This window comes from Pedobacter gandavensis, from assembly GCF_032677645.1.
Lineage (GTDB): Bacteria > Bacteroidota > Bacteroidia > Sphingobacteriales > Sphingobacteriaceae > Pedobacter > Pedobacter gandavensis_A.
Window position 1 is genome coordinate 399,678 of sequence record NZ_JAVTSB010000003.1, and the last position, 15,609, is coordinate 415,286.

A 15,609-nucleotide genomic window follows, 5' to 3' on the forward strand; every position below is an offset into this window, starting at 1 on the left:
CTACAGTTGAATTACAATTAGGCTCAAATAAAACACACAAACCGCTTATATTTGTTAGATTGATACACAATCGTACGACAGATCTAAAATTAATTCAAGATGAATAATAAAAAATTAGTGCTACTTATTCTTGACGGCTGGGGCTACGGGAACCAGGACAGTTCCGATGCCGCTTATGCAGCTAATACTCCTTTCTTTGACTCTTTATTGAAAAACTATCCTAACTCCAAACTGGAAGCTTCGGGCGTAGCGGTAGGATTACCGGCCGGACAAATGGGAAACTCGGAAGTTGGACATATGAATTTAGGTGCAGGCAGAGTGGTTTATCAGGAACTAGGCAGGATTAATAAAGCAATCGAAGACAGAACGCTTCACCAAAACCCGGTGTTGCTGGATGCCTTTAACTATGCAAAACAAAACAATAAGGCAGTTCATTTCATCGGATTGGTTTCTGATGGAGGGGTACATGCCCATATCAATCACCTGAAAGCATTATGCGATGCCGCTGGTGAGCAAGGATTAAGCGATGTATTTGTACACGCTTTCTTAGATGGTAGAGATACCGATCCGAATTCCGGATTGAACTTCATCAAAGACCTGGAGCATCACCTGGAAAGTTCTACGGGTAAAATTACCAGTTTAATTGGCCGTTATTACGCGATGGACAGAGATTCGCGCTGGGAAAGAGTAAAACTTGCTTATGATCTGCTGACTAAAGGTGTTGGACAACCAACTACCGATCCGGTAACAGCTATTGAGCAATCCTATAGCGAAGGCATCACAGATGAGTTTACCAATCCTATTGTTGTGACTCAACCTGATGGCAGTCCGGTAGCCACCATACAACCTGGTGACGTGGTAATCTGTTTCAATTACAGAACAGACAGAGGCAGAGAAATTACCGCGGTATTGACTCAAAATGATTATCCTGAATTCGACATGCATAAATTGCCATTGTACTATGTGACGATGACCACTTATGATGAGAACTTCGATAACGTAAAGGTGATGTTTACCAAAGATGATCTTTCGGAAACTTTAGGAGAAGTATTAGAGAAAAACCACAAGAACCAGATCCGTATTGCGGAAACGGAAAAATATCCTCATGTTACTTTCTTCTTCTCTGGTGGAAGAGAATTATCATTTGAAAACGAAAAGAGAATACTTATTCCATCACCAAAGGTGGCTACTTACGACTTGCAACCAGAAATGAGTGCTGCAGGAATTACGGAAGCCATCAACAAGGAACTGGAGTCTGGCTGGCCGGATTTTGTATGTCTGAATTTTGCCAATCCGGATATGGTAGGTCATACCGGTGTTTTTGAGGCGGTAATTAAAGCGGTAGAAACTGCTGATCACTGTGCAGAGCAGGTGGTAAAAACAGGAATCGCAAACGGTTACTCTTTCATCATCCTTGCGGATCACGGTAACTCGGAATACATGCGTAATGCGGATGGATCGGTTAATACCGCCCATACCACCAACCTTGTTCCCTGCATTTTAATTGACAATGATTATAAAACCATCGCTGATGGAAAACTTGGCGACATCGCCCCTACGATCTTAAAGATTATGGGTATTGAGAAACCAGCGATCATGACCGGTAACTGCCTGGTATAATGAGAAACAATTTGTTATTATGTGCTTTCCTTTTGTTGTGTTATGGTTGTGGAAACCCAGGCCCTACCCAACAAAAGGAGGCACATCCTTATTTCGACCTTAAAGGATATTTTGCCGGAGAAGCGGCCAGGTTAAATCAAGCGAAACCCCGGATTCATAAAACGGTGGTCGTTAATGATTCTACTGAAAGTAAAGATCTGGTCATCGCCGACTGGCAAAAAGAACTGAGTATATTCTCTGATGCTGATCTTAATAAATCGGCATGGAAGGGGCTGTTCCAGGTGAAGAAAACGGATACGATGGAGCTGTACACCTCCAACAATGAAAAAGTTCCGGTAAAAGAGCTGAAAGTGATCAAAAGAAAAGGCCAGGTTTATGGCCTTCAGCTACTGATTCGCAATTCAAATACTTTATACACCTCTTCGGATACGCTGAGTTATTTCCCGGATAGCTTATACGACGTAAAAAAAGACCAGCACATCAGGTTACTTGATGAAAAGAATTACCGGATCACCGGGAGATTCAAATAGGAATTTTATTTAGTGATAAAAAGTCCCGCTTCGGAATTATCCGGAGCGGGACTTTTTGTATACCTGCTTTCTGGCAGGATTGGCATGATAATAGGCATATTCCTGTTGTAAATATGAGGAGTTTTTCGAGCAAAACGCCTGATAGTAGCAAGAGCGTCTCTTTTATGGCATACAACTAAATGGTTTATAGACAACCTGATACCTACAGCGTCAGATTTCGGGAAATAAATTCCTCATTTAATGTATTCATATCAGCGGTATAAATTCAGTTTAGAATTGACCCTTTGAAAAATGGCAACAATACAGTCATATTTGAACAAGTACAGGAAAACATTTCTATATGTTATTCCCGCTGATCATCAGTTCAGGCTTTTCAGGATCAGTCCATGGAAGCTGAATTTGTTTAGAGACACGCTGATGTACTGCCTTCCATTAGGTATGATCAGTGTGCTTTTGTTTGTGGTAAATGAGTTCGTTAATGGAAAAGTATTCTTTCCGGTATTTATAGTGGTTGTTATCATTTCTCTTATGGGCTTTGTAGTAAATAGAAAAATTAAACTGGATTACAAGATGGTCATTGTAGTGGCTTTGCTCTACCTGATCGCTACAATATACCTGCTGTTTGTAGGCCCTGATGGTCCTGGTGCGTTATATTTACTAATCATTACCTTTTTCACCGCCATGATCTTTCCAACCAAAGCAACCTATGTTCCTTTGGTAGTCAATATGGTCATTTGTGTGCTGATTGGTTTGATCATTCAGTTTAAGATTTTCCCAAATGCATTGTCTGACGCTTATAACCTGACTTTATGGATTGCCTATTCCTGGAATTTCATATTTGTCAGCTTTGTGAGTGTATTTATGATCAGTACCATTCTCAATGGCTTTGAAAAAACCCGGACTAAAGAAGCGATGCTGGTGAAAAAGCTGGATGCTTCAGAACGGTATTACCGGAATCTTTTTGATGCCAATCCGGTACCGATGTATATTTTCGAGTTAACCAGCGGTAATTTCCTAAAGGTGAATGAAGCTGCAGTTAAAAAATACGGGTATACGCAGGAAGAATTTCTTGCGATGAACATCACGAAAATCAGGCCCGCCTCTGAGATCAGCAAGCTGATGGACATTTTTAGTACCATAAAAACCAGGGAATATTCGGGAATTCTGACCCATATGGATAAAAACGGGAAGGTGTTTCCGGTAGAAATCGACACCACCATTGTGAATATTGAGGGAATAGATGCCCGGTTGGTATTGGCTACAGACGTTTCGAAAAGAATGAATTATGTGCGGATGATTGAAAAGCAGAATCAGGATCTAAAGGACATTGCCTGGATTCAGAGCCATAAAGTAAGGGCACCATTGACGAATATTATGAGCTTAACTGAAATGATGTTGCAGCAGCCACATGCCGACCATATAGACCTACTGTATATGTTAAAAGACTCTACCGCAAAGTTGAACGAGTCTATTGCCTCTATTGTACACCAGGCGGAGGGGCAACAACCGCTGCCACCAGAATAAACAACAACAGCTAGTTACATTAATTAAGAGAATGATCACCAACGAATAAATATAATCCAATGAAAAAATTTTATCTGATAGATGACGACACTATTTTCGTCTTTTTAACAAGAAAGACGTTACAGGTTGCCAATCTAAGTACCGACCTAACCGTCTTTGAAGATGGAAAAAAAGCATTATTAGATTTGGAACTAAGTGCAGATCAGCCGGATTTATTACCAGATGTGATTTTTCTGGATTTAAATATGCCGGTATTGGATGGCTGGGGATTCCTGGAGGAGTATTTATTACTGGAGCCGAAGATTAGTAAGAAAATTGAGATTTATATTGTCTCTTCTTCGATCTCGCCATCAGAGTTGGAGCGTTCTCAAGGTATCCCGGTGGTAACCGACTTTCTGACTAAACCATTGAGTCGTTCCAAATTTGTAGAAATATTTGAAGGAGCAACCGTATAAAAAAAATGCCTGCTATTGCGGTTGCAATAGCAGGCATGAGCTCTTTTAAGAGAAATCCTTTTCTTATTTGATGCTGGCAACCTGTGCTTTAACATAATCGACTAAGCCGATAATGTCTTTACGCAAGGGCTGCACGATCAATACTTTCTGGAAATCAGCGATGGAATTGTTAAATAAAGCGATTACAGCTGTTTTTTCCGGACCTTTCTTCATCTTGTAAGATTTATAGATCGCGTAATCTTTATAAGCCAATCCTCTATTTTGCAACAATTGTATATCTTCTTCCCCATTTATCTCTATTGCCTTACTGAAATCTTTAATAGAAGATAGGTAAAAGTTGTCTCTCATTTGACTCAGGGACTCTTTTGGATCGTTTGCAATATTCAATCTCGCTTTACCTCTATAATAATAGGCAGAGTAATCTGAAGGCTTCACTACGATCAAACGGCTATAAGTAGCGATTGAATTTTCGAAATCTCCACATTGAAAGTAAGAATATCCCAGCATTTTTAACACATTAGCATTGTTCGGAGACTTCGCATCCGCTTTCTCCAATTGTCCAACTGCAGCTTTATAATCCCCCTTCATCATGGCTTGCATGCCTAATTTATCGTAGCCGCTGTTTTGTGCGATACCGACCTGAGCAGAAAAGACAAATAATAATAAGATGGTTTGCTTGAAATAGTTCATTAAGTTTTATTTAAAAATATTAAATATATTTAGATTTGATTCCCTGCCCGCTAATTAATTTGATACAAATTTTAGGCCCGGGGAATATAAAGGTATTTGAAGGCAACTATCATACCAGTTACAAATATCTCTCTTAAACGCTAAATAAATGAAAATATGATGAGCCGAAGAATTATTCTGATTTTTTTTCTAAAAAGGTCAGACAATTAAGCATCTTGTTTCCAGAAATCCAGTGTTATACCTGACTTTTTAACAGGGAAAAGGAGGTAACATTCTTTTGGCACAGGAGTTGAAAATATAGATAATACAATATAATTAATAATTTCGTAGACGGCATACTGTCAGATTGTCGTTTTTATTTTAGAAAGACTTAATAAATGAGTAAACAAGATCATTTTGATTTTAGCAACGCACTACCCATTATAAATGAAGATACAGAGTTTTTCCCGTTGATGTCCCAACAAGACGAAGACGAGATGAACAATGAAGAAACCCCGGAGATACTGGCCATCCTTCCTTTAAGGAATACCGTACTTTTTCCGGGAGTTGTCATTCCAATTACTGTAGGCAGGGACAAATCTATCAAGCTTATCAAAGAAGCTTATAAAGGCAACCGGATTATCGGGGTTGTTTCTCAACGGGATGTTTCTATTGAAGATCCTACTTTTGAGCAACTAAACAGTGTAGGAACAGTGGCGCAGATCATCAAGATGCTGCAAATGCCAGACGGGAATACCACGGTGATCATCCAGGGGAAACAACGTTTTCGCCTGATTGAAGAAGTTCAGTCGGAGCCTTACATTAAGGTAATTATCAGCAAGTTCGAGGAATCTAAGCACAAGAGTGATAAAGAATTTAAAGCGATGGTGGCCTCTATCAAAGAGATGTCTTCGCAGATCATTCAATTGTCGCCGAATATTCCTAGTGAAGCTGGTATCGCTTTAAAAAACATCGAAAGCACTTCTTTTCTAATCAATTTCATCTCTTCAAATATGAATGCAGATGTTTCTGATAAACAGAAAATGCTGGAAATGGGCAACTTGCGTGAACGTGCGATGATGGTGATGGAACTATTGACGCTGGAACTTCAAATGTTGGAGTTAAAAAACCAGATTCAATCTAAGGTTCGCACTGACCTGGACAAACAGCAAAGGGATTATTTTCTGAATCAACAATTAAAGACCATACAAGAAGAACTGGGTGGCTCTTCGTCGGATCTGGAATACGAAGCTTTACAGCTCCGTGCAAAGAAGAAGAAATGGTCTCAGCCAATTAAAGAACATTTTGGCAAGGAGCTGGATAAACTGGGAAGAATGAATCCCGCAGCACCTGACTATTCTATACAAATCAATTACCTGGAGCTCTTATTAGACCTGCCATGGAATGATTTCACGAAGGATAATTTTGACCTTAAACGCGCACAGCGTGTCCTGGACAAAGATCACTTTGGTTTAGAGAAAGTAAAACAACGTATTATAGAATACCTGGCGGTATTGAAGCTTAAACGCGACATGAAAGCCCCGATCATTTGTTTGGTAGGCCCTCCGGGAGTAGGTAAAACCTCTTTAGGGAAATCAATTGCGAAAGCGTTGAACCGTAAATATGTGCGTATGGCATTGGGAGGCATCAGAGATGAAGCTGAAATCCGTGGCCATAGAAAGACTTATATCGGTGCAATGCCAGGCCGGATTATTCAGTCGATTAAGAAAGCCGGTGCTGCAAACCCTGTATTTGTACTGGATGAAATTGATAAAGTAGGTTCTGATTTTAGAGGTGATCCTTCTTCAGCATTGCTGGAAGTATTGGATCCTGAGCAAAACTCCGCCTTTAACGACCATTATGTAGAGGCCGATTATGACCTTTCCAATGTGTTGTTTATCGCGACTGCGAATTCATTGAGCAGCATTCAGCCAGCTTTACTGGATCGTATGGAGATCATCGAAGTCAATGGTTATACCATTGAAGAGAAGATTGAGATTGCGAAAAAATACTTGTTGCCTAAGCAAAAAGAGCAACATGGCATCAAGACTAAAGACATCGTACTTAAGAATAGTCTGATTGAAAAAGTAATTGAAGATTACACCAGAGAATCTGGAGTTCGTGGTCTGGAGAAAAAGATAGGTTCCCTGGTACGTGGTGTGGCGACTAAAATCGCGATGGAAGAAACGTATGAGCCAAACCTTAGCTTAGAAGATGTGGAGCGCATTTTAGGTGCCCCTATCTACGATAAAGATCTTTATGAAGGTAATGAAGTTGCCGGTGTAGTGACTGGTTTAGCCTGGACTCAGGTTGGTGGTGATATTTTATTTATTGAGGCGAGTTTAAGCCCTGGTAAAGGAAAATTAACCTTAACCGGTAACCTTGGTGAGGTAATGAAGGAATCAGCAGTGATTGCTTTAGCTTACTTACGTTCGCATGCGGCTCTTTTTGGAATTGATTATGCCTTGTTTGATCAATGGGATATTCATGTACACGTACCTGCTGGTGCGACACCAAAAGATGGTCCATCTGCGGGTATCACCATGTTGACGGCCTTAACTTCTGCATTTACACAACGTAAAGTAAAATCTAACCTGGCGATGACCGGTGAGATCACCTTACGTGGAAAAGTATTGCCTGTTGGTGGTATCAAGGAAAAAATTCTTGCTGCGAAACGTGCCAACATCAAGGATATCATCCTGTGTAAATCAAACAGAAAAGACATCTTAGAAATCAAGGAAAGCTATATTAAAGACTTAAATTTCCATTATGTATCGGAGATGCAAGAAGTGATTGAGCTGGCCTTAATGAAAGAAAAGGTGAAGAATGCGCAGGATCTTAGCGTTAAGATCAGACCGGTTGCAAACCCGGACGGTTTTGCTTAATATTGTGGCACCAAACAAACCACAATGAAGAAATTAACATTAGCGCTACTTTTATCTGTCATCAGTATTTCCGGGCTTTTTGCACAGGAAAACAACACGAGCAGCACTCCTCCGGCAGTTTCGAGGGCACAAAACATCTTTATTGAACTGGGTGGTCAGGGTTTAACGTTTACCGCAAACTATGACTCCAGATTCTTCAAAAAAAGAGATGGTCTTGGGGGCCGTGCAGGTATTGGTTATTTCTCTGTAGATGGCGATAAGGTAACTACGGTTCCTTTATCATTAAACTACCTGCTTGGAAAAAACGGCAAGTACTTTGAACTTGGATTGGGTGCTACCTTTATCTCTACAGGTGGAGATGCAGAAGTACTTTTCAATAAGAACGAAAGCAATGTAATCGGTACCATGAGCTTTTTCTACCGGGTACAACCGGAAGATAGCGGTTTTGCTTTCAGGATCGGTTTAAGTCCGGTCTTCAGCAGAGACTTCTTCCTGCCTTATTATGGTGGTCTAAGTCTTGGTTATACTTTTTAGGATAAAAAATACGATATTCAACTCCGGCAAATTTGCCGGAGTTTTTTTTTAGCAAAATAATAATGAAAGTAATCAGTAAAGCAGTGCTATCCCTGATCTGTTGTTTAGCAGCGAATCAGGTTTCGGCACAAAGCTTCAAAAATGAGTTTGGGTTTAAGAGTGATAATGATTCTTACCTCATGCAAGGCTCTGACCGCTATTATACCAATGGTTTATTTATCAATTTCCGTCATGCTTTAAATCAAAGCGGGCTTCCGGAAAAGCTGGAAAAGAAAACTTATGAGCTAGCGGTAGGTCAGAAAATGTATAACCCTTATTCAGGTTCAGCACCGGACCCGGCAAAACAAGATCGTCCCTTTGCGGGCTATTTATATGCGGAAGGTGCTTTGAACTGGTTTTATAAAAATGAAAGCATTCTGAAAACCAGCGCACAGGTTGGCGTAACCGGCCCTTCCTCTCTGGCGGAGAAAGGTCAGGAGTTATTGCATAAAACCGTTGGTTTCTATAAGCTGGAAGGCTGGGATTATCAGATTAAAGAAGAGATGCAGGTCAATCTATCTGCTCAATACACAAAGTTGCTACACCGCTTTAAAGATCAGGCTGCTGACTTCTCATTTGAGGGTTATGCTAACGTAGGAACTACTTTTAGTGGTGCAGGAGCAGGTATTTTGTTTCGCGCAGGACGGATTAACCAGTTGTTCAATTCTGCAGCGACCAATTCGGTGATCGGTAATCAACCAAAGACAAAGAATTTAGTAAAATCGGAGTTGTTCTTTTATGCAAAACCGCAGCTTAATTTTGTGGCTTATGATGCGACGATACAGGGCAGTATGTTTAACAACAACAGTCCGGTTACTTTTGGGGTTAAACCAGTGGTGTTTGCACAGCAATTAGGATTTAATTACAGCAGTCAGCGATTTACGGTGGATTTTGGGATGATCTTTAAGACCAAAGAAGTGAAAAGTGTTGCCAGAGCACATCAATATGGCAGTATCAGTCTGTTTTACCGTTTCAATTAGTCCAGGGCAGGACGTTTCCTCAAGGTTTTCTTCGAGGAAACGCTCTGTTTGTCCTGTAGCCTTCTCCTGATCACCGATTTCGGTGTTTTGGTAGGCTTTCTTTTCTTTTGAATGTGCAGCGCTGATTTCAGCAGGGCAATCAATTTCAGCATCGTTCTTTCTTTGTTCATTAGCTGACTTCGATCTTCCTGAGAAACGATGTGCAGGTTTCCTTCCTGATCCAGGCGATTGGCTAACCTTTCCATTAAGAGCGCTTGCTCTTCTTCCGTAAAAAAACCTGCGGAAGGAATATGGAGGATCAACTCTACCTTACTGGAAACCTTGTTTACATTTTGTCCGCCTTTACCCCCACTACGTGAGGTTTTAAAGCTGACAACTTTAAGGATATCTTCTTTATTGGGTATCATACCGGCAAAAGTACCTAAAGAAAATACTAACTTTGCGCTATATGAGGAAAAATCTGGTTGTAGCTATTGATGGCTACTCATCATGTGGAAAAAGCACATTAGCGAAAGCATTGGCAAAGAAGCTGGGTTTCATTTATATTGACAGCGGAGCGATGTACCGTGCGGTAACGCTTTATTTCATCCGCAATCATGTAGATATTAATGATACTGAAGCGGTAAAAGACGCCTTGCAACATATAGAACTAAACTTTCATTCCAGGGATTATGAATCGCACATTACATTAAATGGCGAAGAGGTATCGGAAGAAATCAGGAAGATGCCGGTTTCGGAAGCAGTTAGTGGTGTATCGGCTAATAAATATGTCCGTAAGGATATGGTAAAACAGCAGCAACGCATGGGCAAATCCAAAAACATAGTGATGGATGGCCGTGACATTGGAACTACTGTTTTCCCGGATGCACAGGTAAAGTTCTTCATGACTGCCGATCCGAAAGTAAGAGCAGAACGTCGTTTCAAAGAGATGCAAAGTAAAGGCGATACTTCTACGAGTTTAGAAGATGTATTTGAAAACCTTGCACATCGCGATTACGCGGATACTACCCGTGTAGAAAGTCCGCTGACCCGTGCAGAAGACGCGGTAATCCTTGACAATACCGAAATCACCCCGCAGCAACAGCTTGATTTTGCATTGGAACAGGTAAAACTTCATTTCCCGGCCTAAGGCCAATCCGTTTTTACGAAATTTTGCAAAGCAATTTGCAGGATCAGTAAAAATGACCTGAATAACCTAATTATTGTACCTGACAAAGGTAATTATCACCATATAGAGAAGGGCTTTTAGCCCTTTTTTTTGTCAATAATCAGTTACAAAGCCTCCCTAAATCCAAACATTACAATTCCATGTTTTAACTCAAAAGGAGGTTTAATACTTTTGTTTAACAAATTTGTCAAACTCAAAGTATATGTCAACTCGCGACACTGGTACGGAACAATTAATCAAAGATACAGCCAAGCACCTGTTTTTTGCGGAGGGCAAATTACATGCCACCACGCAGGAAATCGCGGATGCGGCCGGCGTAAACCGGACCCTGGTAAATTACTACTTCCGCTCCAGGGACATCCTGTTTGACCAGGTGTTCAAGGAAGCACAGGAAGGCTTTGTCTGCACGCTGGACGAAGTATTTGAATCCAAGATGCCTTTCAAAGAAAAGATCAGAAACCTGATCACGGTATTCATCAAAGAAACGGCACAATACCCCTTCCGTCAATTGTTCATCATTACCGAGATGAACAGACATGTAGAGATGCAGGCTAAAAAAGCCTCCCCAAAAAAAGTACAGCTTTTTATGAAGGAAGTAGCCGAAGAAATGGATAAGGGCGGACTTAAGAAAATGGATCCAAGGCAGTTTATACTTAATTTATTTTCCTTAATGGCACATCCTTTCCTTACTGCACCCCTTCATAAAGTCTTATTTGGCATGAATGATGAAGAGTACGCGACTTTGATGGAGGATCGTAAGCAACTGATCTACGAAACCATTTTTCCTTAAAAATAAACATATATAATTTCCATTTAAAACACAAAAACGAACAATACCCATAAAAATGAGATACACAATTCAATCACTATTATTGCTTCCGGCACTAATGATTATCAGTTCATGCGGAAATAGCGGACAGAAAGGCGGCCCGGCAGGGGCGGCTCCTCAGGTCAAAGAATACAAAGTATTAGAGTTGCAGCCACGCAGCGCAACGTTAAACACCGATTACCCTGCAAGTATCCAGGGCCAGCAAAATATAGAAATCAGACCAAGAGTAGATGGGTATGTAGAGAAGATTTTTGTAGATGAAGGCGCGGTAGTTAGAAAAGGACAGCCATTGTTCAAAATCAATGCTCCACAATTTGAGCAGGAAGTGCGTACGGCTACAGCGAGCATCAAAGCTGCAGAAGCTGATGTTAGCGCTGCAAATATGGCGGTAAACAAAGTAAAACCATTAGTAGAAAAAGACATCGTATCTAAATTCGAATTAGAATCTGCACAATATACTTACCAGGCGAAATTAGCTGCACTGGCACAAGCAAAAGCAGCCTTATCTAATGCAAGAACCAATTTAGGTTATACTACCGTAACCAGTCCGGTTGACGGTGTAGTAGGTGCGATTCCTTTCCGTTTGGGAAGTTTAGTGAGCGGTAATAATGCCGAACCTTTAACTACCGTATCAAGCACAGGAAACGTATATGCTTATTTTGCATTTAATGAAAAACTGCTGCTTCATTTCTTTAAAGACGGCAGTGGTATGACGCTTGCACAAAGGCTGGCTAAACTTCCTGAAGTTTCCCTGATCTTATCTGATGGTACTTTATACGACCATAAAGGACGTATTCAAACCATTACAGGTCAAATCAACACGACTACAGGTTCTGCCAATGTACGTGCAAGTTTCCCTAACCCTAAAGGTATGATCCGCAGCGGTAGCAGTGCTACAGTAAGGATTCCTGATCCAATTAAAGATGCGCTTCTGGTTCCACAGAGTGCCACTTTCGAATTACAGGATAAACGCTTTGCAGTTGTAGTAGATAAAGACGGTAAAACGAAAAGCACTGCCATCAAGGTGATGAAAAATACTGCCGGTACTTACTTCGTGGTTGAAGAAGGACTTAAAGCAGGTGATAAAATCGTATTAGAAGGCGTTGCCACGTTAAAAGACGACACACAGATTAAAGTATCCCCGGTAAGCGATGCAATTGTTTACGCAGATTTAAAATAAGATCCATATATGTTTAAGATATTCATACAGCGCCCGGTGCTGTCTACAGTGATCTCTGTGATCATTGTGATCCTGGGACTACTAGGGCTGCTCGCGCTGCCCATTTCACAATACCCCGACATTGCCCCTCCTACCGTGCAGGTTTCTGCGTCTTATACGGGTGCAAATGCCGATGTGGTACTTAAAAGCGTAATCATACCACTTGAAGAGCAAATTAACGGGGTAGAGAACATGACTTACATGACCTCTACTGCAACCAATGATGGTTCTGCAAGTATTAACATCTTCTTTAAAGTAGGTACAGATCCCGATTTAGCTGCCGTAAACGTGCAGAACAGGGTATCCAGAGCCACCAGTTTATTACCTCAGGAGGTAACACAAGCAGGGGTTACGGTAACCAAGAGTCAGAGTAGTAATCTGTTGATTTTCTCACTTTACAGTGATAATCCGGCATACGACCAGACTTTCTTACAGAATTATGCAAAGATCAACCTTGTTCCCGCGATTCAAAGGGTAACTGGTGTAGGTAATGCAACGATTTTCGGATCTAAAGATTACTCGATGCGTATCTGGTTAAAACCGGATATGATGGCACAATACAGCCTGATTCCTGCAGATATTTCTGCTGCACTAGCAGAACAGAATATTGAAGCAGCGCCAGGTAAATTTGGCGAGAACGGCGACGAAGCTTTTCAATACGTTATCAAATACAAAGGAAGGTTAACTAAAGCCACAGAATTTGAAAACATCGTAGTTAAAGCAGCAGGCAATGGCCAGTTGTTGCGACTAAAAGATGTAGCCAGAGTAGAGCTGGGTTCTTTAAGTTATGCCTCTAACATTACCACCAACGGTAAACCTTCGGTAGGTATGGCGATTAGTCAGACTCCGGGTTCCAATGCAAGAGACGTAATTATTGAATCTAAAAAGATCATTGACCAGGCGGCAAAAGACTTCCCTAAAGGCGTAAACTATGTTTACCTGGTGGATGTGAATGAAAACCTTGATGCTTCAATTGAGAAGGTAATACATACCCTTATTGAAGCCTTTATCCTGGTATTTATCGTTGTATTTATCTTCTTACAGGATTTCCGTTCTACCTTAATTCCTGCGATAGCAGTACCGGTAGCAATTGTAGGTACCTTCTTCTTCTTAAACTTATTTGGTTTTACGATCAACTTACTAACCTTATTTGCACTCGTCCTCGCCATCGGTATTGTGGTGGATGATGCGATTGTGGTGGTAGAGGCGGTCCATGCCAAATTAGATCATGGTTATAAATCAGCCAGAAAAGCAACCATCGATGCGATGAGTGAGATTTCAGGAGCGATTATTTCGATTACTTTAGTAATGGCCGCGGTATTTATTCCGGTAACCTTTATTACAGGTTCTACGGGGGTATTCTACAAGCAATTCGGTATTACACTGGCCATTTCGATTATCTTATCCGCAGTAAATGCCTTGACATTAAGTCCGGCACTATGTGCTTTATTACTGAAACCACATACAGACGACGTTAAGCATCAAAGCTTTGTACAGCGTTTCTATACGGCTTTCAACGTATCATTTGACAATATCACCAGCAAATACAAAAAATCTATCCAGTTCCTTTCTGTTAAGAAATGGATTGTACTAGCTTCTATTGTATTGTTCAGTGGAGCTTTGGTTTTCATGATGAAAACTACACCTTCAGCTTTCGTTCCTTCGGAAGATCAGGGAACTATTTTTGCCAATATCAGCTTACCGCCATCATCATCTCTGGAACGCTCTACGATCATCGCGAAGCAGGTAGATAGTCTGGCACACACCATTCCGGAAGTAAAAAACACTCTACGTATAGTTGGGCAAAACTTTACCGCTGGTCAGGGTAGTGCTTATAGTATGGTAATTCTGAAACTGAAAACCTGGAGCGATCGCGACCGTGGTATTGAGGAGATCATAGGCGAACTTTTCAAAAAAACAGCAGGCATCAGAGATGCGAGTATTTTCTTCATCTCTCCTCCTACGATTCAGGGATTTGGACAGAGTGGTGGATTTGAGTTCCAGGTACAGGATAAAGGCGGACATACCGTTCAGGAACTGTTCAAGGTAAACTCTGATTTCCTTGCCAGTCTGGCTAAACGTCCGGAAATTCAATATGCGACGACTTCATTTAACCCGAATTTCCCGCAATATATGCTGGATGTGAATCTGGAAAAATGTAAAGAAGCAGGAATTACGGTGAACTCTGTATTGAACACCTTACAAGGTTATTACGGTGGATTGTATGCTTCAAACTTTAACCAGTTTGGTAAGCAATACCGTGTCATGATTCAGGCAGATGCCAATTACCGTAAAAATCCAGAAGGATTAAACAAAGTATTCGTTAGAAACAGCAAAGGAGAAATGGCGCCGATCACGGAATTCATCAACATGACCAGGGTATACGGTCCGGAGTCGATTTCGAGGTTCAACCTTTTCAGTTCTATTGCAGTTACAGGTGCACCAAATGCAGGTTACAGTTCTGGTGACGCGATTAAAGCGATCCAGGAAGTTGCTGCAGAATCATTGCCTGCAGGTTATGGTTATGATTTCTCTGGTCTTACCCGTGAAGAATTAGCTTCTGGTAGTCAGACTGTGTTTATCTTTATCTTATGTCTGGTATTCGTTTACTTCCTGTTGAGTGCGCAATATGAAAGTTATATCCTTCCATTTGCAGTAATTCTATCCATCCCATTCGGTTTGGCAGGAGCTTACTTATTCTCGATCATCTTTAAATTAAACAGTAGTATTTACCTGCAAATCTCCCTCATCATGCTTATCGGGCTACTGGCCAAGAACGGTATTTTGATTGTAGAGTTTGCGCTGGAAAGAAGACGTCAGGGACTGGACATCGTACAATCGGCCATTCAAGGTGCTGTAGCACGTTTCAGACCGATTTTAATGACTTCTTTTGCCTTCATCTTTGGATTGGTTCCATTGATGTTCTCTACAGGTGCAGGTGCGGTAGGTAATAAATCTATTGGTACAGGTGCAGTAGGCGGTATGCTTATCGGAACGATCTTAGGGGTATTTGTGATCCCGGTATTGTTTATCATCTTCCAGACCTTACAGGAAAAAATCAGCGGTCCATTACATTTAAAGACTTACGACGATGATGACGAAGACGCCATTGATCCGACTAAAGCTAAGAAAGCGCCGCAGCATTAATTCATTTATT

Annotated in this window: 12 protein-coding genes and 1 pseudogene; 11 read left to right on the forward strand and 2 right to left on the reverse strand. The window is 41.1% G+C overall.

Translation table 11 applies throughout. The features are described from left to right. Nucleotides 1-99 precede the first annotated feature (99 nt). The 4 genes from gpmI to R2Q66_RS07560 all read left to right on the forward strand — a co-directional run bounded on the left by gpmI (nucleotide 100) and on the right by R2Q66_RS07560 (nucleotide 4,129). Nucleotides 100-1,620, forward strand: coding sequence for a 2,3-bisphosphoglycerate-independent phosphoglycerate mutase (gene gpmI, locus R2Q66_RS07545; RefSeq protein ID WP_316747440.1), 1,521 nt, complete (start codon nucleotides 100-102; stop codon nucleotides 1,618-1,620). Next, the gene (locus tag R2Q66_RS07550; RefSeq protein ID WP_316747441.1) at nucleotides 1,620-2,150 is read left to right on the forward strand and encodes a hypothetical protein; all 531 of its coding nucleotides are present in this window, start codon (nucleotides 1,620-1,622) and stop codon (nucleotides 2,148-2,150) included. Before gpmI ends, R2Q66_RS07550 begins: the two co-directional genes overlap by 1 nt. A 312-nt stretch (nucleotides 2,151-2,462) precedes the next feature. Then, nucleotides 2,463-3,674, forward strand: a complete 1,212-nt coding sequence (locus tag R2Q66_RS07555; protein ID WP_316747442.1) for a PAS domain S-box protein — start codon at nucleotides 2,463-2,465, stop codon at nucleotides 3,672-3,674. Between the two features lie 59 nt (nucleotides 3,675-3,733). Beyond that, a complete protein-coding gene (locus tag R2Q66_RS07560; protein WP_316747444.1) occupies nucleotides 3,734-4,129 on the forward strand; it encodes a response regulator in 396 nt (131 codons plus the stop codon). A gap of 63 nt (nucleotides 4,130-4,192) precedes the next feature. Here R2Q66_RS07560 and R2Q66_RS07565 read toward each other — a convergent pair whose 3' ends face one another. Next, nucleotides 4,193-4,819, reverse strand: a complete 627-nt coding sequence (locus R2Q66_RS07565) for a tetratricopeptide repeat protein (RefSeq protein WP_316747446.1) — start codon at nucleotides 4,817-4,819, stop codon at nucleotides 4,193-4,195. Nucleotides 4,820-5,196: 377 nt separating this feature from the next. Between R2Q66_RS07565 and lon the strand changes: the two genes are divergently transcribed. The 3 genes from lon (at nucleotide 5,197) to R2Q66_RS07580 (ending at nucleotide 9,236) form a co-directional block, all read left to right on the forward strand. Then, the gene (lon, locus tag R2Q66_RS07570; protein ID WP_316747448.1) at nucleotides 5,197-7,683 is read left to right on the forward strand and encodes an endopeptidase La; all 2,487 of its coding nucleotides are present in this window, start codon (nucleotides 5,197-5,199) and stop codon (nucleotides 7,681-7,683) included. Nucleotides 7,684-7,707: 24 nt separating this feature from the next. Continuing rightward, nucleotides 7,708-8,217 carry a hypothetical protein gene (locus R2Q66_RS07575; RefSeq protein ID WP_316747450.1) on the forward strand — a complete coding sequence of 170 codons (510 nt, stop codon included), beginning with the start codon at nucleotides 7,708-7,710 and terminating at the stop codon, nucleotides 8,215-8,217. 62 nt (nucleotides 8,218-8,279) lie between these two features. Beyond that, on the forward strand, nucleotides 8,280-9,236 hold the full coding sequence (locus tag R2Q66_RS07580; protein ID WP_316747452.1) for a lipid A deacylase LpxR family protein: 957 nt from the start codon (nucleotides 8,280-8,282) through the stop codon (nucleotides 9,234-9,236). On the opposite strand, the pseudogene arfB reads toward R2Q66_RS07580, so the two are convergent. Further along, a pseudogene (arfB, locus tag R2Q66_RS07585) lies at nucleotides 9,233-9,655 on the reverse strand (alternative ribosome rescue aminoacyl-tRNA hydrolase ArfB); the annotation flags it as partial. The gene R2Q66_RS07580 and the pseudogene arfB overlap by 4 nt on opposite strands. 29 nt (nucleotides 9,656-9,684) lie before the next feature. Here arfB and cmk point away from each other — a divergent pair. The 4 genes from cmk (at nucleotide 9,685) to R2Q66_RS07605 (ending at nucleotide 15,599) form a co-directional block, all read left to right on the forward strand. Next, on the forward strand, nucleotides 9,685-10,365 hold the full coding sequence (cmk, locus tag R2Q66_RS07590; RefSeq protein WP_316747456.1) for a (d)CMP kinase: 681 nt from the start codon (nucleotides 9,685-9,687) through the stop codon (nucleotides 10,363-10,365). A 241-nt stretch (nucleotides 10,366-10,606) separates the two neighbouring features. Continuing rightward, nucleotides 10,607-11,194 carry a TetR/AcrR family transcriptional regulator gene (locus R2Q66_RS07595; protein ID WP_316747458.1) on the forward strand — a complete coding sequence of 196 codons (588 nt, stop codon included), beginning with the start codon at nucleotides 10,607-10,609 and terminating at the stop codon, nucleotides 11,192-11,194. Nucleotides 11,195-11,249: 55 nt separating this feature from the next. After that, a complete protein-coding gene (locus tag R2Q66_RS07600) occupies nucleotides 11,250-12,413 on the forward strand; it encodes an efflux RND transporter periplasmic adaptor subunit (RefSeq protein WP_316747460.1) in 1,164 nt (387 codons plus the stop codon). A gap of 9 nt (nucleotides 12,414-12,422) precedes the next feature. After that, complete coding sequence (locus tag R2Q66_RS07605) at nucleotides 12,423-15,599, forward strand: efflux RND transporter permease subunit (RefSeq protein WP_316747462.1); 3,177 nt, start codon at nucleotides 12,423-12,425, stop codon at nucleotides 15,597-15,599. Nucleotides 15,600-15,609: the final 10 nt, after the last annotated feature.